The organism is Sinorhizobium chiapasense (genome assembly GCF_036488675.1).
In the GTDB taxonomy this organism is placed as follows: Bacteria; Pseudomonadota; Alphaproteobacteria; order Rhizobiales; family Rhizobiaceae; genus Sinorhizobium; species Sinorhizobium chiapasense.
The window spans coordinates 82074-106690 of the sequence record NZ_CP133150.1 but is presented as its reverse complement, the minus strand read 5'-3'; the positions used below and the strand labels follow the sequence as shown (position 1 = coordinate 106690).

The window sequence follows — 24617 nt, the reverse complement described above, 5'->3', positions numbered from 1 at the left end:
TTCCCGACGATACATGGCCTTTATCAACCAAAGACAGCGACGGCTGATTTGACGATGACCCCACCATCCGGACTTCTGCGCATTTGACGGCCGGTAGCGGCGCGAAAGACTTGCAGCAATTGCAGCGCCGGCGGCACCCGCGACCACAGGGTTTTCATGCGTTCCCTGCCATTTCGGCTTTTCCGCACTGCCTGGCCCGTAACAATGCGCTGTGACCAGCGGAAGCCGATCTCGTGCAAATACAGGTCGGCGTGCTGCGGGCTGATATGATGAAAGACGCCAGCAATTGTGCGGCGGACGCGGGAATTGAAACCTTCGACCGAATTGACATGAACGGCGTCCCGAACGTATTCGCGGCTGGAATGCTTCACGGTGTCATGCCTGGCATGGTTCTCGCCAAGGGCTATGAACGCCGTCGCCTCATCGCTCATCAAACAGGCATGGGGTTCGATCTGCGTTTCGGCGGCGCGCGCCGCTGCACGTAGCGAAAGACCAGTCACCACCGCAGCACGCGCGTCACCGGCCGGAGTACCGGGTGTGACGTCATCTGGTCGCTGCACCATCGCCATGACCGGTGTCTTCTGCGTATTTGGCTGACCTTTTCGGCCCCGTCCAGGCGGTGGATCGTCCGGATTTATTCTTGGCCGCCCACCGAGATGAAAATGGTCGATCTCCACCGTGCCATCGAGCATGTGCTCGCGCGCCGCCATGAGACGCAGCGCGTGTCCCATCCGCCAGGCCGTGGGTTGGCTCACCCCCAGAGCCTCGGCCAGGCGCACCGAGGACAAACCTTTATCCGACTGCAGCATAAGCCACATGCCCTTCAGCCAGACACTCAAAGGTAGCTTTGTGGAATGCAGGGGCGTGTGGGTCGTCACCGTGAACTGGAACCGGCAATCGCCGCTGGAACATTGATAGAGACCCGGACGCGCACGCCGCTTGCCAGTATCGCGCCCGGCTATCGCAATCGAGCGTTTGTAACCACAGGCAGGGCAAACTCTCCCAGCCGGCCACACCATGCTTTCCAGCAACCTCCGACACTGCTCCTCATCGCGAAAGGCCACGATCATATCTTCCGCGGTCCGAATGTTGGTAAGCGCTGCAAGCATCGTTTCCGACATCCTCATCTCCCTCGGATCATGCCCGAAGAATCGCATGGCAGCCGTTGGATAGCAAGGTTATTGCTGTCTTTCGTTGATAAAGGCCCGATACATTATGCGATCTTCTGAGCCCAGAACGTGAACATCCTCGCAACAAGCCGTGCACAGGGCTCGTGAAGAACGGCTCCCTTCGGACGCCGGCCTCGGCGCCAGCCACCACGTGGATGGCCGGCATCCGAAACCCTGCACCGAAGCAGACTCTCAGAGGCGGATTCGTGGGTGGCCGCTTTGCGCCCCCAAGTCGGTCATTTACGCTGCGTTGACCGATTCCTAGAAGCAGACACTACCGGCAGTGAGCCAAAGTTGGGCTAGACATCCAGTGACAATATGCTCTTTCATTGCTCCGAATAGCCACTCTCAAGACGCTTGAGTGCCATGATCGCGTGACGCGCAAAGCGGTGAGCTCGGCTTTTGCGTCGAAGTCTCTCGATATCGCTTCGGTCTCCATAGACCCCGACTGTATTGAAGGCGAAGGACATCCCATCTTCCCTGTGCGGAACCTGATGGTAGAACTGGGCATCGACCCCGTCGTCTATGAAGCATCTTGATACCGAGAGGCAATCCGACGGATAGGCTGCCACCAAGTCTAGTGGTGGATATGCATCGACCCTGTCGCTCGGAATAAACCGATAGCATAGCGCTTTCTGAATCTCGCTCAGGCAACCGACGACCAACTGAGCGGGCATCTTGTGGAGCCGCACCCAAGCGAGCCGCGCTTCCTCGGCGTCCGCTGGTCGCTTCGCCTCGACCGCATAGATCAGAAAGCGAATTGCGATGAGGCAATCTTCTTCCGAAGTCGTAGGTTCAAGCGGCTCTAGCTCGGCATGATGTCGACCAACAAACCGGGTCGCGGTCGCAAAGCTTCCCCATTCTTCCTGCGGAAATGGATTTGTCCGGCTTGGCAATGCCGTGAGTGGCCGCAGTAAGGCTGCATCCGTACAATCGCCGAAGGATGCTACCTCCCTGGCAAGCCAATCCAAGTTCGTTGAACTCTTAATGTTCGATGCTCGCAGTGCGCGGCGATAAAGGCGTCGCCGCAACTCTTCGTCCAGTTTGTAGATCTCCTCGCCATAGATGGAGTCGAACGGATGATCGAACATCCTCAAACACAGCGACAGAGCAAGATCGTTATCGACGGCATCTTCATCATCAACAAGCACAGACGCCAGCTCGGCTTTGACCTGCGCCCGTGAATCCTCGGCCTCAACGTCGAGTGCGCCCAGGATCTTCAGCGCGTCGATGACACTCGAATTGATGGCCCAGTTTGCTGGGTTCACTTCGAGAGAGTTGATAGCCTCAATTAGGCGTTCAAGCACCCCCTGCGGTGCCCAACGTGCATAGCCGATTGAATTCAGCATGACGAGCTGGACATGGTACGGCTCCCACCGAAACCGCTCGCGAAACAGATAAATCAGGTGCTCGGCGAATTCACTATCATTGCCATCGAAGAACACCCGCCGCGCTTCCAGGAAAAAATGGAGTTGGCCAGAAGTTAGTTCCTCCAGCTTGATCGGGAAGGCTTGCTTCTCTTTAGATGAAGGTTCAAAGCCGCGCCGCGTTGACCGCGCAATTTCGGTAAATCCGACGGATTCACCGAACCCATAATAGGTCAGGGCGAAGCTTTGGCTTCGGATTGGATATCGCTGGTCCCGGGCGAAATCGGCCCACCGGCGCCGCTCCGTTGCTAACCGGGCATCTATTTCGGCACATAACCTCAGGAAGATTTCAAGGCCCGGTCCGTGAACGGCAAGACGGCCGAGAGCTCGGAACCTTGCCATTTCAGGATGCGTCCACTCACGCCGAGTCGCCTCGTCCCAGCTGATTAGGACGGAATCGCCTTTCTTCGAAAGCTCGAGCCGAGCATTGCGAATTTCGTCGACACAGTCTTCCGTCGCCTCGTTCAGCAAGTCCCATGCGGTCGAGGCCGCGACTGGGCCAAAGTGTCCTCTCGCCGCATCTCCCAACAATGACGAACTCATCACCTCGGAGAGGACGCCTTGAGAGACCGCAGCATCTTCGATCGCCGCAACGATGTCGCCGGCGATCGGCTCAAGGATCGGCGCCGACAACAGCTGCCCAAAGCTTTTGGGATCACTCGCCGCCGCTCGCGCCAGATCGAACGCCGCGCATGCATTTAAAATCATCTCATGGGAAAACGAGACTCGCCCGGCCCGTCGTACCAGTAGGCCCACCGCAAACAGCGCATCGCACTCCGCAAAGCCGAGGCCTTCAGCACGCATGAAATCGTCGAAATTCGCTTCAGCCATCGAGAATGCGATCTGCGTATGCAGCGAGCTCGCAAGCCGCCTCAAACCAAACGATCCAGCCCGCGCGTGCCCAGCCAAACGCTTGCGGATGTATTGATCGATCAGAAGCAAGCGGGTGACGTTGACCTTTAGACCGCCGCCAATTTCCCCGATGAGACCGGCCTCGATGCCCGATCCCACGGCCCGGAGCACCTGCAGAGCGACCGGTGTGAGTTGCCCTCCCACCACCCGTGCAATTCGTTGCTTCAATTCCAAGCTCGGGCGGGCAACCGCCACGCCTCTGAGTCCAGCGAACTCTTCCGGCTTTGCATCTTGACCGGTGATGACGAGCAGTGCCCCCATTCGTCTCGCCAGTGCCCGGACACCACGGAGCGCCTCCGGGGCCGTCGCACCGAACTCGTTGACACCATCGACGATCAGGAAGACTGGCCGATCGGAGTGCGCGACTGCGCGATAAAGCTTCGCTGGAGCGCTATCGGTGAGAAGCCCAACCTCCCTGCGCAGGCACTCGGCCCACGAGCCGGTGAAGTTCTTGGCGGCGATAAAAAATGTCGGGTGCCCTGCCTCAGCGAAGCTCGCCGCGAGCCATTTCGCCATCAGGGACTTGCCGCAGCCCGACGGGCCGCTGATGAAGCACCCCGCATCGGCCGCAGCCGCATTCATGAGTTCAGTGCGTTGATCGTCGGTCTCGGGGAGCCAGGATTTTCCATCCCGTCCATACTCGGCCGCGACAGCGGCGGCGTAGCGCCCAAGCAGGTCAAGCTCCTCGCGCGATTCGGTGCCCGCCATAGCTTGGTCCAAGGTCACCGAGCTCAACTTGAGCCTCCGCGCAAACGCCTCCCAGTCCGCGATTGACCATGGTGATGCCCCCACCGTTTTTAGCTGACGGGGAAACAGATCGATTGTCGTGACGAGCGCCTTGAAATTGCCGGGCGTGACGACGGATCCTTTCGGGATCGGGGCGGTGAATACGACGTACCCGTCCGGATAGAAGTTACCCACCGGCTTTGCCGCCTGCATCGCATCGCGCACTAGGTTCTTCGCGCCAACCGCTTGCTGATAGGCGTTCGTATAATCTTTCCACTCGCCAGACGCGGACAACCGCATCCAAGTTCCGTTGACATCACCGCGAATCGGAAGCCGGCTAGTCTTCACTTCCACGACTGAAACTGAATCGGCCGTGGCGATTATGCAGTCGATTTGACGACCTCCCAGTTCGATATTGGCAAAAACGATCGACGCGGTCTTTTGCTGGTCGAGCCATGAAACTATAGATGACAAGAATTTTCGTTCCGACTCGTGATCGATCGGCGCGCCAATCCAAATTGTTGTTTTTGTGGAATCTCTAGTCATGAGTGTACGATAGCAGAGCGTGGAGCAGACCGCACCGGTGCTGCGGGCATCAGACTTTCACCTGCTCCCAGGCGTGAGGGGCAACTGAAGTCGCCGGGAGGGCCTGCGGAGAGGCGGTGTCTGCACTCCTCGCAGCGGTCATCGGCTGGATTTCATATGATCGACTTGTTGACTGAACTCACCAAGCGCTCTGGAGAAACAGTGATCCCGCATGGTGAGTCGTTGCGCAACCGTGCTTCGATAGGCTCTCGCGCGATCGATCTTGAGACGATGGCGCTGGAATGGGCATGCGGCCCCGAGGCGACGATTGACTTGCCGAACAGTATAAAGCAACCCACAGTTACATCGAGCTGATGCTGTTAGCTTCACATCGGATGTAATTGCGCTTGATGCGGGTGGGCGATTCTCCTACAAATCGGGCGGGGGAATATGCCTGCGCAACCTTTGCCGGGCAGCATCGCCACGGCCTCGACGCTGGCCTTCGCGCTCGTTCATAAGTATGTCGACGGCACGCCACTCTACCGCTTAGCGCAGGCATTCGAGCGCGCCGGCGTTCCCGTCAGCCGTGGCGCTCTGGGCCACTGGGTGATCGGCTCGAGCGAAAAGCATCTCTTCCGCATCTATGACGCCCTGAAGCTGCGGCTCAGATCGCAGCCTCTCATCCATGGCGACGAGACGACGGTTCAGGTGTTGAAGGAAAAGGATCGAGAGGCCACCAGCACGTCATATATGTGGGCCTACCGGAGAGCGGCGAGGACAGTGATGAGCCGATCGCGCTGCTCGATTATCAGCCAGGCTGCGGCCAGATACACCCGCAGACCTTCCTCGGTGATTACCGCGGCATAGTGATGAGTGATGGCTATTCCGCCTGGCGCACGCTGGAAGGGGCAACCCATATTGGCTGCATGGCCCACTCCAGACGGCGCTTTGTCGATGCCCTCAAGGCGAGGAAGAAAGGCGGCGGTCCGCCGGAGCAGGCGCTCCGGTTCTTCGAACAGCTCTACCGGGTTGAAAGGCAGGCGCGGGACGAAAAACCGGACAGAGGCGAAACGCCAGATCAATGCATTCACCGCTTCCGCCAGCAACACAGCATTCCGTCCTGAACGCCCTGAAGGAATGGCTCGACGAAATCGCCCCGAAGGTCTTGCCGGACAGCAAGCTTGGCGACGCCGTATCCTACACTCTGAACCAATGGGAATATCTGACGCGCTACGCCGAAGACGGCAGGATGCCGATCGACAACAACCTTCTCGAACGCGATATCAGAATCTTTGCCACTGGCAGAAAGAGCTGGCTGTTCAGCGACACCGTCGATGGAGCCAAGGCCCGTGCCGTCGTCTACAGTCTGATGCTGACCTGCCGCGCCTCACGCGTCGAGCCGTTAGCCTGGTTGCGCCACGTCCTCACCGAATTGCCTCAGCGCGCCGGCGACGCCGATATCACCGACCTGCTGCCCTTCAACTTCCCCAAAACTGCCACTGTCGCCTGATCCAGCGCGACGCTTCCCGAAATCAAACGCCGAAAGGCGGCGTCAACGTGCGGGGAAAATCGCGCTTACGAATATGCGGAGCAACTCGGTCGTGAGACGGCCGACCCGTCAACGAAACCATCAAACTGATCGTTCCGCTGCTCGAAAGTTTCATCGCCACCGACCGCGGATTCGCAAAGGTCCGCAGGTCGAGTTCTGAGCCGGCGCCATTCAAATCGTAATCGTCTCAGGTCCGGGACCTAGCGATCAAGGCTTCCCCAGTTATCGCTTCTATGCTCCGACTGCTGTGAGGATCCGCTCAGCGACTGATTTGTCGTTGAGATATCCGACGATGCCGTGACGATTATCCGTCTTATTGTCCACCGAGTCGTAGTTCTCGATAGCCGGAGTGACCGGAAAGTTAGCCGTGTCCAGGGGATAAAGGGCAACAACGTCGCGCCGGTCGAAAGCATTGAACCAATCGGTCACGGCCTTGGGATACGTTACCGGACGCATTTGCTTGACAACCGCACGAATTCCCAGCGGACACCCCAACGACACGTAAAGGGGTACGCTGAGATTTTCGTCGCTCTTCAGTACGTTGTAGGCAACGACCGAGCCAAGAGAATGACCGACGACAATCGTCGGCTGCCGCGTGAGTTCCTTGGTCACTACCGCGTCAATGGTGTCCTTGACCACGAAATTGGTTGTATACAGATACACGTCTCGCATGAAGGTTTCGAGCGAACGTTGACTCAAACCTGTAGCATTCCGGTCGATGGCGCGGATGATCGCCTGTACCCACTCCCAGTTCTCCGGCCCCCTTTCCCTCGTAGTCGGATCGAATTCTTCATTGATCTGCTCATCGGTAATTCCTGCGCGCAACCGGATCTCCTTGGCCATGTCCGCCTGGAACTCAAGAAAATCCTCCTGAGAGGCGTCACCCCTTGAATGGATCTCAGATGGTAGTGGAAGCTGCGACTGACGGACAAATTCATCGAGCACGTCACCATAGAACGGAAATGCGATTTCAAGGTTACTAGGAACCTCCCTCCCAATCGCAGCGGCGCCTTCGTTCAAGGTGTTTAGCCAAGTCGTCTTGAGATCAATCGGGTTGGAACCACCTTGGCCTCGGCCGTGCACGAACAGAAGTTTCAATGGGGTTGCTCTGGCCGATCTCGGGAGGACCGTCGCCAGCGCGGCTGCCCAACAAACCTTGAGCATTTCACGTCGATCAAGCATGGACATAGATATCATCGGAGCCTCCCGTCCTCGAGCGCCTGCATGATGAGGTCCATGCCCGGCGCACCAAACGTCGTCCACAGCGCCGGCAGCAGATGAGGCTGCGCGGCCATATATGTCTCGGGCAGTTGCACGTCTCTTACTCTCACCAGATTCCAGCCCTGCGAGAGCATGGGACACAGAGGAAAGACGTCGTCCGGAAGGTTGCGTCCGCTGAGCTCTCCATTCAGCATCGCGACATCGAACAGGATCGCATTGAGATCGCCGCGCATCAGGCCAGCGACCGAGTTCACCATATCGACAAGGGCTGCTTCATTGTAAGCGTAGGCGGCGTAAAGGCCGAGGGTGGGGTCGGCGAATTTTCCCATCCTAAGGGCATTCCCAAGCTCCAGTGCCTGCCTTGTCCTTTGTTCGCCGTAGCCTTGGATCCGAAAGATCCCAAGCTCAGCGGCCGCTGCGACTGTGGCGCGCAACTCACGAATTCGATCGCTGGGTGGGTTTCCTCCGTCGTCGTAGCTGACGTTCCTGACGAGGCCGCCCTCGACGACGATATGGCCAACGAAGTCCCTTAGGCCAGCGACTGCCGTACCCGCGCCATTCTCAAAACGTATGGCGACAGTGGCGGCCGGGCCTTCGAATTCCACGTGAACGATCGTCTGCTCGCCGCTGACCGCGCGTTCAGTTCGCGCCCCCGCAGAGGCAGCGATGCTTTCAACAGCGGCTCCCACGATGGTGAAGCCGGATGTCAGGAACACTCCAGACGGGGCTTGATCAGGTGCTGCAAGGATCACACTTCGAGCCTCGGTGAAGCCCGACTCAGCCGCGATGGCATCTACACTGGCTTTGCTGAACTCAGGGCGGGGAGCACTGAGGCTCGGGTCGACCTGAGCCAAAGCCAAACTGACAACATCGGAGAGATTGGGCTCACGCGCGCGTGCCTCCTCGGTCCGGGAGGCCGCTGTCAGCCGACCTATATAAGTCGAGTCGGACGAGCACACGTCTGTCTGGGGCCATTGCCGAAGATTGATGTTGCGTTGTGCCGCCCGTTTTCTCACTTCCCTAAAGAGAAAATCCTCAAGCCTGCGGTTCGGAACGACTTTGACGCCGTCTCCCAGGTCCAGCACCATTGTTTCGTCCGGCCTTTTGAAGGCTTCGAGGAATACCGAGGTGTAAATTCCCTCGTACTGGGTCACGTTCTCGCCCATGGGCACTTCCAACGCAGCCTGCCCAGGTCGCGCGGCAAAGAACTTGTCAATCTTCGGGGCCACCTCGCTCACGGCTCCCTCTGGAGCGGGGAAGATTGATTCGCCGCTCAAGAAGTCCATCCTCAGAGACTCCGGTCTTGAGCGGCAAGCATCCGAAATGAAGACGATGTTGGATACCGGCCATAGCTGCGCGCGATCGAAGGATGCCGCAAAGTTGACGGCTGCTCCTGAGTCTTCAGGAGCACCAGATAGCAGCCACCGCTCGGACCCGGTGATGAGGCAGCCATGGCCAGCGAAATAAATGACCAGCTGAGTGAGGTTGGACCGCTTCACCAGCTCTTTGACGGTGTCCTTGATCGGCTCCATTTCAACGGGGCCAGTGTCGTCGATGAACCGCCTGACCTCGAATCCCTCCGATGCGAGCCAGTCGCCAAACATGCGCGCGCCTGATGCCGCCCCATTCAGAGGTACCAAATCTCCCGGCCGATCCACCCCGATCACCACAGCTGCCCGAGGTGATGGAACGGGATCCTGACCAAGCGCCCGCCGGGCTGCCGCTGTCCCGACTAATGACGCGCCGAGAATTAGAACCTCACGCCGCCTCATGGAGCTCCCCCAAGACACTCCAGGTCCGCACTTCATTCGCGAAGCGAAGCGTTGCCGCCAGTTTAGGTAAGCTACCACATAAGAGAGAACTGGACGAGCATGTCTTTTAGAGGCTGCTTGCACTCGCTCGTAACACCACCAAGGGCCTGCGCCTGCACACGGCGAGGCCTTTTGTCGCGGCGCTCGAGCGCACCGGCGAATTTTGATCCGTTTCTATGATCCGCCAGCAGATCTTGAAAGACAGTGTTGCGGGAATCCTGGATGATCTGAGAACTTCCAATCAGACGCAGCAGCGGCCGATAGCGGCGCTGGCCAGTCATGGAATACATTGAACATGCGTCCCGTGAGCGACCTCACCCGAAATCTGTCGGCCAATTTGCAGGCCATCTTCAAGACCGGGACATACTCCTACGGCGCCCTAATTCGCATATCCGGGCTGACGGATGCCGAGGTAAACAACATACTGGAACTCAAATCGGGCCCCACGCTGGAAGTCGTCGAGATCATTGCCCTTACTCTCGATTGCGAAGCGGGCATGCTGCTTGGCGACGATATCCGTCACGTGCTCAGGGCTGTCTGCGGAAAGGGCGATCTGGCAGTTCATTGAGGCGGGGTGACAAGGAGTGTTTGCCTGGCAGCAAAGCTCGGAGCGACAAAACAGGCTCCGTTCGCTGTGCGATTTTCTACCGGACGTCGCACTCTCTTAAGTTTTGCGATTGCCAGACGACAATCTATAAGGCATAAATTAGGAACGGGTGAAATTTCAAGTTCTGCAAGGCTCCGACGGGGGACTCGGATCATGCGGCATGAACTGGACGCGCGCGAATATAAGCTTCTCCTCAACCCACAGCGGTTCCTAGAGGCACCTCCCGATACAGTCGCCGAAATTTTCTGGGACGAGCATCTGAAGCCGCTCATCCGTCGACTTGGGCTGCGAAACGGTAACGAACCACGCCATGCGGGTCGGTTTGACAAGCGAACCGAACGCATCGTCCGCTATTGGGATACGCCGGACTGTTTTCTCACCCGTGCCGACCTCGCTCTCCGAGAGCGCCTACCGGCTGAAGATGAGGCGAGACCGGGCGCGAGGTCGAAAATCACGCTCAAGCTGCGGATGCCGGATCTGTTCGTCGTAGCCTCTACTGACTTGCCCGGGACCGGTGGCAAGGTCGACACCACATTCGAGGAGGACATAGCTCCGCTCGAGGTCGACGATCCGAAGCCAACCCAGCGAGGGGTGGTGGTGCCGGAGAAGCGATCGATCCGCAGCCGTTTCGCCCGCTCCACGACCCTCAAGAAGGTGGAATGGACCACCTCCTCCCAGACGCTGGCCGGTCTCAAGCTACTGTTTCCCACCGTTCTGGACATTGCCGCCGGCTCGGATGCGAGACCTGCGACGGAAACGGCACTGATCAGCGGCCCTAAAATCCGCGAACTCGTCTTGGAGGGCCCGAGCGTCAGATTCAGCGCCGATATCGTCGGAGAGTTTGCCCTTACGCTGTGGTACTTCGGCTCGGACCACGTGCCCTCCACGGTTGTGGAAATATCCTTCAAATGCGCCACCGTCGGTGGCGACATGCCCGGCAAGGCAGCTCGACGAGCATTCGACCTTTTCGTCGCCATGCAGGAGCTCGATGCCTGGGTGAATACCGAGCACTCCAGCAAGACTTCGCTGGCACTGCCCAAGGGATGCGGAAGGCCGGTGGAATGAGAAACGGCCTCGTACGCCGTCCCCGACGGGAACGGCCCTGTCATCAGTTCATGAATAGGCGTCGATAGAGTACCCGAAGAGACCTTTTTTCTGACGGAGGAGAACGGGCATGGACATCTATCAGCAGATCTGGGACGCCGACCAAAGCGGCAATGGCGTGAAGCCGATCCTGGCAGGGGCTGGAGCCGCCCCGGAGACGGGTTACGTCCGAGTGGTCAATACCGACGGAACGGGCACTCCCTCCGGCGATCTCAAAGTCCTCTCCGAGGTGGAGATACCGGACCACAAGAAGAAAACCTATGACCTGGTCCGCGCATTGTTCGACAACTACGTCCTGGATGAGCGGGAAGCCGAGATCGAGACCCCGGAAGAGCGCGCCGAGGTCCACGAGCTTCTGGAGGCGATCGTCGATACGGCGCCGATGCAGGTGGCTCGGGCCTATATCTCCGAGGAGACCGGCACGCCCGTCTCGCGCGACCGCTGGTACGCGACGCTGACCGAACAATGGTTCCGTCGTTTTTCACAGAGCGGCGACCGCGATCTCTCCGGCTTCGAGCATGTCTTCGTCGGCGAGCAGGAAGGCCCGAAGGTCCAGGGCTATCACTTCTGGTACAAGTATCACCTCGACGACGGGCTCGCCTCCGAGATCGACCGCAATCGCTTCCCCGGCTTCAAGGACGACCGTATTCTCTATCTGCGTGGCCAGTACAAGGACGGCCAGGAGCAGTTCCCGGAATCCGTGACGATCTCCTACCGTTGGGATGCACCCGACTACGACGCCCGCAAGACGCGGCCTTTGACGAAGCCGATCGGCGGCTTCTTCGTCGGCTGCAGCGTCGAAGGTTTGATGGCCATGGGAGCGGTGCGAGCCCATCGTGGTGCCCGCGCGCCGAAGGAGGCGGTGATAAACGGCGCCCGCTATGACATGAAGCTCTTCCTCGACCAGAGCCAGCGCTTCGTTCGCACGTTCTTTCCGGTCTACCTTGGACCGGCCGGCGAACGGCCCTTCGGCGGGACGACCGAGGAAACGCCAAGAGAGACGCCACGCATCGTCAGCGGCGCCGTCAAGATCGTGGCTGCGTTGGTCAATCCGATGGGGCACGACGAAGGCAACGAAACCGTGACCCTTGTCAATACGGGCATCGACACGATCTCGCTCGACGGCTGGTTCCTTGTCGACAAGATGAGTAACCGCTTCGGCATCAAGGACGTGGCGCTAGCACCGGGAATGGCGACGACCATCCTGCTGCCGCGCAATTCCGTCCAGCTCTCGAACAAGGGAGGCGAAATCCGGCTCGTCGACCGGGCGGGCGCGACGACTCATCTCGTTACGTACAGCAAGGCACAGGCCGATCGGCAGGGAGAGACGATCATATTCTAAGCTGTCGCGTCCATTGTTCCGGCAACCACAGCGTCCGTTGTTTTCAGATATGCGAGGGGAATGCGATGAGTGACAGTTGGCAGAATGTCGTACTGCGGAACCAGCATCCGAAATTGCGGATGTTCGCCAATTGTGACCCGGACGTCAGCTCCGCGAAATCTGAGGTACAGCCGGCGCTGCGGGTGGCCAGCGTTGAACTCGCGGCCTCCACCCCGCCCCTCGCTACGGCCATCGCACCCGACGCCGCCCCGGTCGCCGGCACCGCCAAGAAGCACGGGGTGGACGTACAGGCGCAGCGAGAGGCCGTCGAGGTCAGCGTTTTCGTCCGCTCCACCGATACACTGCCATCGGTGGCTGGCCAGCAGACTTTGCGCGGCATGGCGACCCGCCGGATGACCCTCGATGAGGTGTACAATCTCGCCCGCGAGCCCAGCACGATCTTTATCGAACCGGCCGACGCCCTCAAGCTGCCGCGTCCGTTCAAGGGCAGCGCCGGCGGAACCGCTCCGACCCGGCGGGTCCCGGGCGCCACGCCGACCGAACTCGGGGACGGCAAGGGCATGCTGATCGGGATCATCGATGTCGAAGGCTTCGACTGGGCCCACCCCGATTTCCTCGTCGGTGGCAAATCCCGCTTTGTCAGTATTTGGGACCAGGGTGCGAAGGTCGGCCGAAATCGGAAGGGCCTCAAGCGCGGCCGCGTGATCACCGCCGCCGACATGCAATCCGCACTGACGGACGCCGCCAAGATCGGCGTCTCGCCGCACGATCTCGAACCGCAATCGCAGATGGCCGTGGGCTCGCACGGCACCCATGTCGCCTCGATTGCCGCCGGCAATAGCGGCCTCTGCAGCGCTGCCGAAATCGCCGCGGTGCTGATCGCACTGCCTGAAGACGAGATCGACCGCCGCACTTCGTTTTACGATTCCACCTGCCTGCTCGATGCCGTCTACTACCTGCTCGACCTCGCCGGTGAGCGCCCCATCTCGATCAACATCAGCCTCGGAACCAACGGCCACGCCCACGACGGGTCGAGCATCCTCGACCGCTGGATCGACGCCTTGCTGGCGGAGCCTGGCCGTTCGATCTGCATTGCCGCCGGCAACGCCGGGCAGGAGCGACCGGAGGCTCCGGACGATCTCGGCTACATGATGGGCCGTATTCATGCGAGCGGGAAAATTGACGCCCAGGGCCTCGATCACATCCTCGAGTGGCAGGTCGTCGGGGACAAGATCAAGGACGCCTCGGAAAACGAGCTCGAGATCTGGTACGACCCGCAGGATCGCTTCGCCATCAGCATCCGTCCGCCCGATGGAGACTGGATCGGCCCGGTCCTGCCCGGTCAGTTCATCGAGAACCACCAATTGCCGGACCGGACACTGATCAGCATTTACAACGAACTGCATCATCCGACCAACGGTGCCAACTACATCGCCGCCTACCTGACCCCGTTCTTCGGCGACGACCTGATCATCGGGATCCCTGCCGGCGTGTGGCAGGTCCGGCTGCACGGCCTCGTCATCCGCGACGGCACCTTCCACGCCTGGATCGAGCGCGACGATCCGGCCGATCTAGGCGACGGGAACTATTTCTGGCCCTCGTTTTTCACCGAAGCCTCGCACGTCGATACCTCGTCGGTCAGCGCGCTGGCCTGCGGTCAGCGGATCGTTTCGGTCGCCAATCTCGATGAAATGAAGCGCCGCGCTCACATCACCTCGAGCCAAGGGCCGACCCGCGACGGCCGGCTGAAGCCCGACATCACTGCTCCCGGAACCCGCATCGTCGCCGCCAACGGCTTCGGCGATCCGAACAATCCGTGGATCGAAATGACCGGCACGAGCATGGCGAGCCCCTACGTCGCCGGTGTGATCGGTTTGATGTTGGCAGCCGAGCCGACACTCACCGCTGCCCAGATCCTCGGCATCATCAAGGCCACTGCACAGCCCCTTCCGGGCGCCACCTATAAGTGGGTGAACGACTTGGGTTTCGGCGTGATCTCTCCGGCGGCGTGCGTCGCCGAAGCCTCCCGGGCGCTGAGCCGCACCGAGTTGAAGAAACCCACTGCGCCGGCGACCGGAGCCCCGGTGGTCGCCGCGGCCCTGCACCCCGCCTCAGCCCGGCACGCGAAGCCCCCACAACTCGACGCCCCCCAAGGACCGCATCATGAAAATCACGCTCTTACCGTCCGAGAAGGGCGATTGCCTGTTGCTCGAAGCCGATGCCGTCAGCATCCTCGCCGATGGAGGTATGCCAGGATCCTACGCCTCCGAGGTGCGCGGCTTCCTGGGCGAATGGGCGGAAGACACCGGCAAGGACCTCGACCTCGTCTATGTCTCACATGTCGATCAGGATCACATCGCCGGCGTGCTGCAGCTCCTCGAAGATACGGTGAAGTGGCGCGTCTTCGACCATAAGCACGCCAACGGCCACCGAGCCGCCAAGCCGCCCTTCAAGAGACCCCCCAAAATCAAACGCATCTGGCACAATGCCTTCAAGGCAATGGTCGACGAATCCGAGGCGATCGGCAGCGTCCTTGCCGCCCGCGCCAACACGCTCTCCAGTTCGACAAACCCGTCGCTGCTTCGGCTCGCCGACGCCTTCCGCAGCGTCGCCAACTCCATCCCCGAGGCGATCAAGGTGTCGCGCCGCATCGCCGCCGATCAGTTGAATATCCCGCTCAACGGTGAGTTCGGCAATTTGCTCGCCATGGTTCGCGGCCAGGAGGAAATTGGCCTGGACCCCGCCAGTACCCTCGTCATCCGTGTCATCGGTCCGTTCGAGAAAGACCTCCAGATCCTGCGCAAATACTGGAAGAACTGGCTGGCCAATTCCGAAAACGCGGGCAGCGTCGACAAGCTCGAGGCTTGGCTCGAGGACAATGAGGGCCCGATTCCGCCAGGGTTCGGCGTCTCCATCGATGACGAGCTGGGCAACCGCAAGAGTGTCACCGAGCCAAACCTCGCCTCTTTGATGCTGTTGCTAGAGGAGCCTAAGGCCGGCGGCGATGTAACCCGCGTCCTCTTGACCGGCGACGGTCATGCCGATGATATCCTTGCCGGCCTCACCCATCACGGCCGCCTCGTCGATGGCGCCGGCTTGCATTTCGATGTTCTGAAGCTTCAGCACCACGGTTCCGAGCACAATCTCGACCGCTCCTTTGCCAAGCGCATCACCGCCGACCACTACCTGATCTGCGCCAATGGCGAGCATGAGAACCCCGACCTGCGCGTCCTCGAAGTGCTTCTCGACTCGCGCTTGGGCCCCGCCGAGCATCTCTCGCCCAACCCACAAGCCGATCAGCCTTTCACCATATGGTTCAACTGCAGCACCAATTATCTGGAGAAACAACAGGCTGCCCACATCGCCAAGAAAGGAGCGCCGTCTGACAAGCTAGCCAAGTGCATCGCCCAGTTTACGGCGGTCGAGCAGAAACTCGCCAACGCGAAGCAGGCGAGCAACGGTCGGCTGAGGGTCAAATATCTGAAAGCCTCGCCGCTCGCGCTCGAGGTCTGAACGGAGAACACCGATGTGCCTGACGACCTGCGTGCCTTCGCCCGGTCTGCGTCCATCGTGATCTGGCAGCCGAGGTCGACTGTCCGAGCATTAGGAAGAATATCAACCTAGTTCACCCCATGAGGTTGTCGCAGCTATTTGCCCTCGGGGGCTAATAAAGGATCGGCCGTTATGACGATCAAACGAGCGGAAGACGAAGTCCGGCCCCATGGTTTCGCGGAGATCCTGGCTCTTGAACATGCCTCCATTCGAGCGCGTCGCCGTGCTGCAAAAGTTGATGTTCCTAGCGACTGTGATTCCACCCAAGGCGTCCCTGCCGATATATTCGGCGTTTCCCTCTCAGGAGGTGGAATACGCTCAGCCTCATATTGCCTCGGTGCACTACAGGCCCTTCACGCATGGGGCTTGATCAGCCGCATCGACTACTTGTCAACGGTTTCTGGTGGCGGCTACGTGGGCACGAGCATGATCGCCGGCATGCATGCGAACCGTGAAGAGAATGGCGAACCTGGATTCCCATTCGCCCGACCCTCCCACGAAAGTATTCGAGACTGTGAAGCGGTGAGCCATCTGCGCGACTACAGTCGCTTTCTCGCGCCTCGCGGGTTCCTGGATATAATAACTTCCACAGTCATCATAATGCGCGGCCTGGCAGTAAATATCCTCTTGCTGCTCTCGTTTCTATTACCTGTCGCAACAGTCTTTATTCTGAGTAACCCGACAACGGAGGAACTCAAGCACAGCATACTCCTGGACGTTGCAAATGCAGCGCTTCGCGAGGAGTGGAGAAAAAGTAGTTCCTGGTGGCCCAGCGTTGAACCTCTAATCGCTAGCCCCTTCGTCTTCTCTATGATTACCGCCATTTGTCTGGGCGTTTGGCTGATAGGCTGGGCCCTCCGGCGCTCGTATGTCGAGAGTTTCGGCCGTTCGCATCCGAACGGAAGTGCATCCCTGGAGTACGATGGCCACGGCGCGAGGGTTGGCCGCTGGTTGATCATCGCCCTTGTCTTCGCAGCAGCAATGGAATTCCAACCCATCGTCATAAGAGCCGTAAAAAATCAGTTGGACAGCGACGGTGCAAGCACACAAGGGCTCGCAAGTCTTGCAACAATCGCTGGAGCAATCGTCGGGTTGACTGCAGCATTCCAGGGTAAATTAGTCGTTTGGATTCAGCGCGCATTGAGCATCCCCTCCATTGCTGCGCACCTGCGGTCGCTCCTGGCAAAGATTGTGCTCTACGGCGCGGCAATGCTGCTGCCACTGACGATATATGGGCTGTTTCTACTGATCGTAATTTGGGGAATTAAAGACGGAGGCGCTTATCCGTACAGTCCTGATTTTCTCGTTTCGAAAAATTGGACCTTCTCGACTGTGGTTGCTGGGTTCGCTGTTCTTTTCCTTGCCGCCACCCAGATTTTAAGCAGGAGCCTCAAGAGTCGTCCGTGGGAAACCCTTACGGCAATTGTGCACGGCCACTTCAACATTTCCATATTGGTGCTGGTCGGCATATGGTTGGTCGCGCTAGTTGTTGCGGCCATCGCGACGAGAAGCGGACCTGGTAAGAACGTCGGGGACTGGATCGTCCTTTGCAACTATCTGGCATTGAGCTTTGCAGTGGGAGTAGTTGCGGCAGCGTTCACCGAGAACGCGAACGGGCTGCACAGGCTTTACCGAGACCGGCTCCGCGTCGCTTATCGCCTCGGAGACAAAGAAGGAAGACCGCTGCCTCTGCACGCTCTTCCAGACGAGGCCCCCTACCTACTCATCAACGGCACATTGAACGTCAGATTGCCGAGAAAGGACGAACCAACAGCAAGCGGGAAGACCGGCGCCGCGGTGGCCACGACCGAACGTCACCGATTGCCAGATCCGGCGAAGCGCGGACGAAATGCAGAGTTCTTCCTATTCTCTAAGCATGCCATGGGCAGCGAATCGACACTCTACGCCGAGCCGAAGTGGATTTGGTCCGTAGAGCCCGAGCTCGATCTCGCAGCAGCGGCTGCCATTTCAGGCGCTGCGGTGTCGTCGAGCATGGGCCGTATCGGCATAGGATTATTAGGACCTACTCTGGCACTGCTGAACCTCCGACTGGGATTTTGGCTTCCAAACCCCTCCAGACCAAAAGCTCAAGACAGACATTGGGAGGATCTCTTCCGACTCTATCTATTTGCCGAGGCGTTTGGTCGGCTGCGCTCTGACAGCTCACGTATTTATGTTACTGACGGCGGCCACATCGACAACATCGGCCTCTACCAGCTCCTAAAACGCCGCTGCAAGTTTATCGTCGTCATCGATGCGGAGGCGGATCCGGGCATGACCTTTAGCGCCTTTGCCGATGTGCAACGCTTTGCACGTATCGATCATGGGGCGCTCATATCGCTTGATTGGCGTCCGGTAAGAGATGCCGCACTTGAGAGATTGGCTGACCGGTCCAAGTCACGTTCTCGTCCTCTCGAGGGATGCCCCCACTTCGCTATCGGGTGCGTCACCTATGAAAACGGCGATCAAGGTATCCTGCTATATGTAAAGGCCGCCGTCACCGGAAAAGAGCCTGATTATGTATTGGACTACGAACGGCGCTATCCGGATTTTCCGCACGAGGCAACAAGCGACCAGTTCTTCTCCGAAGAACAAATGGAAGCCTATCGGGCACTCGGCTTCCACGCGGTCAACGAAGTTTTCTCACAAGCACAGACTTGTACCGCCGGCGGATCGATCGGAACCGGATCAAGCTCCACGGCGTCGTATGCCTTGATGGGGCACGAGCAACTGTTGGTCCAGCTTGCGAGTAAATTGAACGCACTGAATCGCTTGGCTGTTATCTCGAGGGGATAATTCATGGCTGATAGTCCTCATCAATGGCCGGAGCATCTTGGACGGGCGCGCCTGATTTCAGGGATTTCGCTGATTGCGGCCGCACCCTTTATATCCTTCTCCAATCCCGTTTCAGCTGGCTACCTATTGCTCGTGGGCGTGATGGCTTGCGTGGACTGGACCAAAATACAGAAAGTGGCACTGTCCGTGAGCTCAGTTAGCTTCGAGCGTTTTGAACGGAAGGTTGAGGATGCGGAACAGATATTGAAGGAAATCCGTCAGGTGGAGGAACGAATATCATTTGTTTTGACGGAACAAATGATCAATCGAGGGGCACAGAACCATCCTGGCGGAGGATTCGGCGAGGAAGCAGAGTTCGCCATCTACCGCAAATTGCAGGAAATGAACAAAACAACAGAGTCACCTTCGTTAAAGGCCAATATGAAGGAATTGCAGCGAGACATGGGCTTTCAACTCTGTAACGGTATCTTTGGCCGAAAATGGCTCGAAAAATCTGCTGCCAACGACTGGGCCCGCTCCACGAGTTTTCAAGACCTCCCAGACAGGCAGAAAATAATCGAACTAGCTTCCTTGGATGGAGTCGATCTGACTAGGGTCAGTGAACTACTGGACGCCTATGTACGCTTTCGGGAGAAAGATATAGTCCCATCAGACGAGTTAATACGATCGCTTTATGAAAGCAAGAACTACAGAGCACCGGGGGAACAGGCGCTCACATAATCTGACAAGAAGCATCCCCGATTTCCGCATTCCTGAACGTTGTTCGATGCGGCCGCAGTGCCAGGTTTGCCGCCTGGTTGGGCGGCTCGCGTTGACAAACCTTGGAGGGAAGAAGCCGCAGAGGCTGGGTGTGACCTATCGGGAAAGCGCAGGGCCGAGGGCGTCCGTCCGCGGTGTCGGCTGTTTATCCCTCGCCTTGAAGGGATACGAACCTGCAACCAGCATCTGTTTTTCTAAAAGGATTGAAAAAAAACAGATGCTTGCGCGCTTCGCCACCACTCCTTTTATCGCAGGGAAAAATGGTCGCGGTTGCTCATTCGATCATTCGGTCAGGATTCCGCGGCTTTCACTTCTTTGGGCGGCTAGTGCAGCGTAATTGGTTCCGCCGGGTAGACCTGCTGGAACCGGCAGTGGGTCTGGCACCAGGCCGCCGCCGGCGGGGACAGCCAGCCAGTCATTTCCATCATGCTGTCGAAGCGCTTCGGCAAGTTCTACATGATGACCGGCTCGTGATGGGCGATGCGATTCCGAAGGCTGCGAATTTGCGCCAGCGGGCCGGAGAAATCCTTTCGTCGCAACCCCTTTCCATCCGGCTTGCGGCCGATCTTGTGCAGGATTGTCTGCCGCAGGGTTTTATAGTCCTTACCAAACATTGCGGTCCAGAAACTGAATGTCAGGGCGGCGGCGATCCGGCCGGGGGTGGGCTCCTTTCTGCTTTCCTCAATATCCTGGATCGCCTTGGCGAGGTGTTCGGGCTGCCATTCGCTTAGGAGCAGGCCTTCTTCTTGAAACCAGCTTTCATTGACCGCTTCGGTCACTTCTGCCTTATCAGAGCGCAGGCGTGCCGCCTCACGCGGCCGTATGTCCCGTCTTCTGAAGGCGTTCATGCTCTTCGATGAGATACGTGATGTAGCTCCGGATAAGATTGCAATAGAGCCGGGCCTCGTTCTGCCGAATGGCGATGCCGGCTTTGAGATCGATGCCATGGCGCACACCGCCGCCCGTCGGCGAGGACAGATAACCGTGCAATTTCGTCATCCATTCCAGAATCTGCTCCTGTGCCGTACCGCGGTTACTGCCCTTCAACTCTCCAATGATCTTGTTGAAGTACTTTCCCTGAACCGTACGGTCACTTGTGCCCGTGCCACGGAATACGGTTGAAACCGACTCCAGGAGCCACAGGATTTCAGAAACAGCTTGCCGGCTCTTGCCCTCGCCTAAAAGGCGGTCCGATTCCTCAATGGCCTCCTCGATCAGAGCCCGCGCCTGCGCGTCCAGAGAGGGCGTGACGTCCGGTACGGGGATCGGTCGCGCCTGCGGACTGGTTGCAACGAGGTCAGGCGGCTGGATCTGATAGCCTGCGTCGTGTTGTGCCAGGGTCCGATTTATCAGTGAAACGTCGGGTACAGCTAGCCCGTTATCTGCACATTCGACGCACACGTTGTAAAACGCCTCGATGAACAGCGGGGCGTTATCTTCCGCCCGGCGCATCGCGCTATCCAGATCAGACCACGCCCAGCTCAGGCTGCTGCTGGTGCCCGAACCGCCGAACGCTTCCTTAAAACTTTCAACGATACGCCACGTGTTTCCCTGTGCGGCGATTTTTTCGATAAACTCGTAAAATGCTCGGGATAGGGTTACAGGCGCGGGTCCTGGGCTGGAAAACCGCCAAGACGGATCGAAATTAAGCATTGCGCAGGCTCCGCTGTTAGGTCTTTGTGTTTCCGGGATGGGGCCGCTACTCATCGAGTCAGGATTCAACGGCTTCTTCTTCCTTGGGCGGCTGATAGTCTGTCAGAGTGGTTCGGGTTAGGTCCTCTTCGCTCGGCATTCGGCCGCGTTGTAGGACCGCTTGTAATGCGTCACGAAGAAGAAGCCAGGCGCGAAGCCATTGGGCCGTGATCGACGGCTTTCTGAACGCATGAGATATTTTGCTCCGGTCGCCATGGCTCTTCTTTGCAGTCTCGTAGGTTACCGATCGCGGATGCGCAGGCGCAATCAGCTCGGCCAACAGAAGGAATGTTCGACAGGTGATTTCCGTACCGGTCGACGGGAAAAGGCTTTCAATGCCCTGCCGGGTGTGCAGGATCGAACTCGGCAGATCGGGCATCTGCATCGCGGCTTCCCCGCACACGTTAGTTTTTCGTCAGCCACCGCGCATAGGCCCGCACATCGATCATCGGCACGGTCCCGATCTCCTGCAGCCGAGCGATCAGTTCCAAAAGGAAGCCCGTGACGGATTTCCCATTGAGCGTCACCGCCGTCTGGCCGTCCGCGTTGCGACCGAACCAGCCATGGGCGGCCACGCACCCGATATCAAGCAGGCTTTCATCTGGCGCGCTATCCAGCAGGTCCATCATGGATTTGCCCATGGGCGGACTCCAGTCGCTTTCGAACGTCAGTATGCCGCCGAGAATCCAATGCGGCTTTTTAGGCTCGGATTTCCCGCCGAGCCACGTCACCGCCAGGCTGGTCCGGTCGAGCTGGCGGACACTTGCCGCCTTGTCGCGGGCATAGCCTACATATTTCGCGGTGAGCGTCTGTTTCGCCTCGAATACTGCAAATTCCGAGGCAATCCGCCCCCTGATTCCGAAATGATCTCGCCCCCCAATTCCGAGAAATAGTCGCCCCCTGATTCCGAGATGATGCCGCCCCCATCGGCGGGCATCTGGCGTGGGTGTTCTGCTGGTGTGAAGTTTCTTCCTTCGGCGTGACGAGGAAGGAACGGGATGCCTGCGGAGAGACTGGAGATGCGGCGTGTCCGCGAGATATTGAGATATCGCTTCGAACAAGGACTCGGCCACAAGTCGATCGCGGTCCGGGTTGGCGCTGCGCCATCGACGGTGCGCGAGACGCTGCGGCGTGCGGCCATTGCGGGGCTATCGTGGCCGTTGGGTGACGACGTCAGCGATGCGGTCCTGGAAGCGGCGCTTTACAAGGCGGCCGGGACGAAGACGGGGCATCGTCGGAACCCCGAGCCGGACTGGGCGCAGGTCCATCGCGAGCTGAAGCGCAAGCACATGACGCTGCAGATCCTTTGGGACGAATACATCAGCCGTTATCCGGACGGCTATCGCTACAGTCGCTACTGTGACCTTTACCGCGGCTGGGCGATGAAGCTGCCTGTGACGATGCGGCAGGATCACGCGGCCGGCGACAAGCTGTTTGTCGACTATGCCGGCGACACGGTCACGGTGGTTATTGATCGGCTGTCCGGCAAGACACGGCAGGCGCACCTGTTCGTGGCGGTTCTGGGAGCATCGAGCCTTTCATATGCGCAGGCACGCTGGAGCGAGACGCTTCCCGACTGGATTGAATGCCATATCCTGGCGCTGGAGTTCTTTGGCGGTGCGCCAGCCTTGCTGGTTCCCGACAATGCCAAGGTGGCGATCATCAAGGCCTGCCACTTCGATCCCCAGGTCAACCGGACATATTGCGGAATGGCGGCCCATTATGGCAGCGCCGTCTTGCCGACGCGGCCGCGACGCCCGCGTGACAAGGCGAAAGTGGAAGCTGCGGTTCGTATCGTCGAACGCTGGCTGTTGGGCCGCCTGCGCCATCGCATCTTCTACAGCTTGGCCGAGGTCAATGCGGCGATCGGCGAATTGCTTCATGATCTCAACGACAAACGGGTTCTGCGCCGTGTCGGCGTCACGCGCCGCCAATTGTTCGAAGAGCTTGATCGTCCGGCTTTGCGACCGCTTCCTGTCGAACGTTATGTCTTTGCCGAATGGCGTATCCGGCGTGCCGGGCTGGATTATCACGTCGAGATCGAGCGGCACTATTATTCCGTTCCCTATCGCTTTGCCCGCGAGCAGGTCGAGGCTCGGATTACCGCCAATACGATCGAGATCTTCCACAAGGGCGAGCGAATTGCTGCCCATCGCCGCTCCAGCGGCAACGGCAAGCACACCACGATCCCCGATCATATGCCGTCGGCGCATCGCCGCTTTGCCGACTGGACGATCGAACGCATTCAACGCGAAGCCTCTGCGATGGGGCCGGATGTTGCGCTGTTGTGCGAGCGCATTCTTGCCGACAGGCCGCATCCCGAGCAGGGCTTTCGAGCTTGCCTCGGCATCATCCGCCTCAACAAGAGCTTCGGCCGCGACAGGGTCAATGCCGCTTGCAGCCGGGCGTTGGAGATCGGGGCAAGGACCTATGGCTCGGTGCGCTCCATCCTCGACAATCACCTAGACCGGACGGCTGCCTCAAATGGAGCGGCGTCGCATGAGCCGATCCATCACGCCAACATCCGCGGTCCCCGCTATTACCACTAAGGAGAAGGAAAGATGCTTGCTCATCCAACACTCGATAAATTGAACGCCATGGGCCTGGCCGGCATGGCAAAGGCCTTTGGCGAACTCGTTGCCAACGGCGAAGCCGAACATCTCTCGCACGCCGAATGGCTCGGACTGCTGCTCGAACGGGAATGGAGCTCCCGTTACGATCGGAAGCTTGCGGCACGCCTCAGGTTTGCCAAGCTTCGCCACCAGGCCACCCCGGAAGATGTCGATTATCGCGCCGAACGCGGCCTCGACCGTGCTCTCTTCATGAAACTGCTCGGTGGCGACTGGATCAACGCCCACGACAATCTGGCCATTTGCGGCCCCTCGGGTGTCGGAAAGAGTTGGTTGGCTTGCGCTCTCGGCCACAAGGCTTGCCGAGACGATCGCTCAGTTCTCTATCAGCGTGTCCCAAGGCTGTTTGCCCAGCTTGCGCTCGCACGTGGTGACGGCCGGTATGCCCGGCTGCAACGGACCTTGGGCCATGTTCAGCTCCTGATACTGGATGATTGGGGGCTCGAAGCGCTAAATGAACAGGCCCGTCACGATCTGCTGGAAATCCTCGAAGATCGCTATGGCCGTCGATCGACGATCATTACCAGCCAACTTCCCGTATCCGCCTGGCACGGCGTCATCGGCGACCCAACCTATGCCGATGCCATACTCGACAGGGTGGTCCACAATGCCCACCGCATCGAATTGAGCGGCGATAGTCTGCGCCGAAATCTACCGCGCAAAGCTTGACACCTCGCCTGAATGAACTGACAACAATCATCGCCTGCAGACCCCACTAAACAGGGGGCGAGATCATCCCGGAAACCGGGGACGCAATCATCTCGGAACAAAGGGGCGGCTTCATCGGAATCGGCA

19 protein-coding genes and 2 pseudogenes are annotated in these 24617 nt (G+C 59.1%); 12 read left to right on the top strand and 9 right to left on the bottom strand.

Annotated features, from left to right (window positions below; genetic code table 11):
- Positions 1–23 precede the first annotated feature (23 nt).
- Complete coding sequence (locus tag RB548_RS22005) at positions 24–1121, bottom strand: IS1595 family transposase (RefSeq protein WP_331375411.1); 1098 nt, start codon at positions 1119–1121, stop codon at positions 24–26.
- Positions 1122–1495: 374 nt separating this feature from the next.
- A complete protein-coding gene (locus RB548_RS22000; protein WP_331375410.1) occupies positions 1496–4708 on the bottom strand; it encodes an NERD domain-containing protein in 3213 nt (1070 codons plus the stop codon).
- 228 nt (positions 4709–4936) lie between these two features.
- On the opposite strand from RB548_RS22000, the gene RB548_RS21995 reads away from it, so the two are divergent.
- The 3 genes and pseudogenes from RB548_RS21995 to RB548_RS21985 all read left to right on the top strand — a co-directional run bounded on the left by RB548_RS21995 (position 4937) and on the right by RB548_RS21985 (position 6490).
- On the top strand, positions 4937–5134 hold the full coding sequence (locus RB548_RS21995; protein WP_331375409.1) for a hypothetical protein: 198 nt from the start codon (positions 4937–4939) through the stop codon (positions 5132–5134).
- 75 nt (positions 5135–5209) lie between these two features.
- Positions 5210–6269: pseudogene (tnpC, locus tag RB548_RS21990) on the top strand (IS66 family transposase); the annotation flags it as partial.
- Between the two features lie 119 nt (positions 6270–6388).
- A complete protein-coding gene (locus RB548_RS21985; protein ID WP_408642441.1) occupies positions 6389–6490 on the top strand; it encodes a DUF2274 domain-containing protein in 102 nt (33 codons plus the stop codon).
- A 49-nt stretch (positions 6491–6539) separates the two neighbouring features.
- On the opposite strand, the gene RB548_RS21980 is transcribed toward RB548_RS21985, so the two are convergent.
- The 3 genes from RB548_RS21980 to RB548_RS21970 form a co-directional block, all read right to left on the bottom strand.
- Positions 6540–7505 (bottom strand): alpha/beta hydrolase family protein, encoded by a 966-nt coding sequence (locus RB548_RS21980; protein ID WP_331375408.1) that lies wholly within the window; start codon positions 7503–7505, stop codon positions 6540–6542.
- Positions 7502–9301 (bottom strand): caspase family protein, encoded by a 1800-nt coding sequence (locus tag RB548_RS21975; RefSeq protein WP_331375407.1) that lies wholly within the window; start codon positions 9299–9301, stop codon positions 7502–7504. Before RB548_RS21975 ends, RB548_RS21980 begins: the two co-directional genes overlap by 4 nt.
- Positions 9302–9372: 71 nt before the next feature.
- Entirely contained in the window at positions 9373–9630 is a 258-nt protein-coding gene (locus RB548_RS21970) for a hypothetical protein (protein ID WP_331375406.1), read from the bottom strand.
- 5 nt (positions 9631–9635) lie between these two features.
- Between RB548_RS21970 and RB548_RS21965 the strand changes: the two genes are divergently transcribed.
- The 7 genes and pseudogenes from RB548_RS21965 to RB548_RS21935 all read left to right on the top strand — a co-directional run bounded on the left by RB548_RS21965 (position 9636) and on the right by RB548_RS21935 (position 19461).
- Positions 9636–9908 carry a hypothetical protein gene (locus RB548_RS21965; RefSeq protein WP_331375405.1) on the top strand — a complete coding sequence of 91 codons (273 nt, stop codon included), beginning with the start codon at positions 9636–9638 and terminating at the stop codon, positions 9906–9908.
- Between the two features lie 192 nt (positions 9909–10100).
- The gene (locus RB548_RS21960) at positions 10101–11012 is read left to right on the top strand and encodes a hypothetical protein (RefSeq protein ID WP_331375404.1); all 912 of its coding nucleotides are present in this window, start codon (positions 10101–10103) and stop codon (positions 11010–11012) included.
- 109 nt (positions 11013–11121) lie between these two features.
- The gene (locus RB548_RS21955; protein ID WP_331375403.1) at positions 11122–12393 is read left to right on the top strand and encodes a hypothetical protein; all 1272 of its coding nucleotides are present in this window, start codon (positions 11122–11124) and stop codon (positions 12391–12393) included.
- Positions 12394–12458: 65 nt separating this feature from the next.
- A pseudogene (locus tag RB548_RS21950) lies at positions 12459–14321 on the top strand (S8 family serine peptidase); the annotation flags it as partial.
- Between the two features lie 319 nt (positions 14322–14640).
- Positions 14641–15906 (top strand): ComEC/Rec2 family competence protein, encoded by a 1266-nt coding sequence (locus RB548_RS21945; RefSeq protein WP_331375402.1) that lies wholly within the window; start codon positions 14641–14643, stop codon positions 15904–15906.
- A 171-nt stretch (positions 15907–16077) separates the two neighbouring features.
- Positions 16078–18741, top strand: a complete 2664-nt coding sequence (locus tag RB548_RS21940) for a patatin-like phospholipase family protein (RefSeq protein WP_331375401.1) — start codon at positions 16078–16080, stop codon at positions 18739–18741.
- 3 nt (positions 18742–18744) lie between these two features.
- On the top strand, positions 18745–19461 hold the full coding sequence (locus RB548_RS21935; RefSeq protein WP_331375400.1) for a hypothetical protein: 717 nt from the start codon (positions 18745–18747) through the stop codon (positions 19459–19461).
- A 491-nt stretch (positions 19462–19952) separates the two neighbouring features.
- Here RB548_RS21935 and RB548_RS21930 read toward each other — a convergent pair whose 3' ends face one another.
- The 4 genes from RB548_RS21930 to RB548_RS21915 are packed head-to-tail and all read right to left on the bottom strand — an operon-like array spanning position 19953 to position 21923.
- Positions 19953–20279, bottom strand: coding sequence for an Abi family protein (locus RB548_RS21930; protein WP_331375399.1), 327 nt, complete (start codon positions 20277–20279; stop codon positions 19953–19955).
- A 31-nt stretch (positions 20280–20310) separates the two neighbouring features.
- Entirely contained in the window at positions 20311–21153 is an 843-nt protein-coding gene (locus tag RB548_RS21925) for a hypothetical protein (protein ID WP_331375398.1), read from the bottom strand.
- A 58-nt stretch (positions 21154–21211) separates the two neighbouring features.
- Complete coding sequence (locus tag RB548_RS21920; RefSeq protein WP_331375397.1) at positions 21212–21577, bottom strand: hypothetical protein; 366 nt, start codon at positions 21575–21577, stop codon at positions 21212–21214.
- Between the two features lie 19 nt (positions 21578–21596).
- Entirely contained in the window at positions 21597–21923 is a 327-nt protein-coding gene (locus RB548_RS21915) for a hypothetical protein (protein ID WP_331375396.1), read from the bottom strand.
- Between the two features lie 288 nt (positions 21924–22211).
- On the opposite strand from RB548_RS21915, the gene istA reads away from it, so the two are divergent.
- Both istA and istB read left to right on the top strand, forming a co-directional pair.
- Positions 22212–23741 carry an IS21 family transposase gene (istA, locus tag RB548_RS21910; RefSeq protein ID WP_331375439.1) on the top strand — a complete coding sequence of 510 codons (1530 nt, stop codon included), beginning with the start codon at positions 22212–22214 and terminating at the stop codon, positions 23739–23741.
- A 12-nt stretch (positions 23742–23753) separates the two neighbouring features.
- Positions 23754–24491: an IS21-like element helper ATPase IstB gene (gene istB, locus RB548_RS21905; RefSeq protein ID WP_331375395.1), complete on the top strand. Its 738-nt coding sequence runs from the start codon at positions 23754–23756 to the stop codon at positions 24489–24491.
- Positions 24492–24617 lie beyond the last annotated feature (126 nt).

Excerpts from the sequence above, each read along its gene's own strand:
- RB548_RS22005 (WP_331375411.1), bottom strand. The coding sequence starts at position 1,121 with ATGTCGGAAACGATGCTTGCAGCGCTTACCAACATTCGGACCGCGGAA.
- RB548_RS21995 (WP_331375409.1), top strand. The coding sequence starts at position 4,937 with ATGATCGACTTGTTGACTGAACTCACCAAGCGCTCTGGAGAAACAGTG.
- RB548_RS21980 (WP_331375408.1), bottom strand. The coding sequence starts at position 7,505 with ATGATATCTATGTCCATGCTTGATCGACGTGAAATGCTCAAGGTTTGT.
- RB548_RS21975 (WP_331375407.1), bottom strand. The coding sequence starts at position 9,301 with ATGAGGCGGCGTGAGGTTCTAATTCTCGGCGCGTCATTAGTCGGGACA.
- RB548_RS21970 (WP_331375406.1), bottom strand. The coding sequence starts at position 9,630 with ATGTATTCCATGACTGGCCAGCGCCGCTATCGGCCGCTGCTGCGTCTG.
- RB548_RS21965 (WP_331375405.1), top strand. The coding sequence starts at position 9,636 with ATGCGTCCCGTGAGCGACCTCACCCGAAATCTGTCGGCCAATTTGCAG.
- RB548_RS21960 (WP_331375404.1), top strand. The coding sequence starts at position 10,101 with ATGCGGCATGAACTGGACGCGCGCGAATATAAGCTTCTCCTCAACCCA.
- RB548_RS21955 (WP_331375403.1), top strand. The coding sequence starts at position 11,122 with ATGGACATCTATCAGCAGATCTGGGACGCCGACCAAAGCGGCAATGGC.
- RB548_RS21945 (WP_331375402.1), top strand. The coding sequence starts at position 14,641 with ATGCCAGGATCCTACGCCTCCGAGGTGCGCGGCTTCCTGGGCGAATGG.
- RB548_RS21940 (WP_331375401.1), top strand. The coding sequence starts at position 16,078 with ATGACGATCAAACGAGCGGAAGACGAAGTCCGGCCCCATGGTTTCGCG.
- RB548_RS21935 (WP_331375400.1), top strand. The coding sequence starts at position 18,745 with ATGGCTGATAGTCCTCATCAATGGCCGGAGCATCTTGGACGGGCGCGC.
- RB548_RS21925 (WP_331375398.1), bottom strand. The coding sequence starts at position 21,153 with ATGCTTAATTTCGATCCGTCTTGGCGGTTTTCCAGCCCAGGACCCGCG.
- RB548_RS21920 (WP_331375397.1), bottom strand. The coding sequence starts at position 21,577 with ATGCAGATGCCCGATCTGCCGAGTTCGATCCTGCACACCCGGCAGGGC.
- istA (WP_331375439.1), top strand. The coding sequence starts at position 22,212 with ATGCGGCGTGTCCGCGAGATATTGAGATATCGCTTCGAACAAGGACTC.
- istB (WP_331375395.1), top strand. The coding sequence starts at position 23,754 with ATGCTTGCTCATCCAACACTCGATAAATTGAACGCCATGGGCCTGGCC.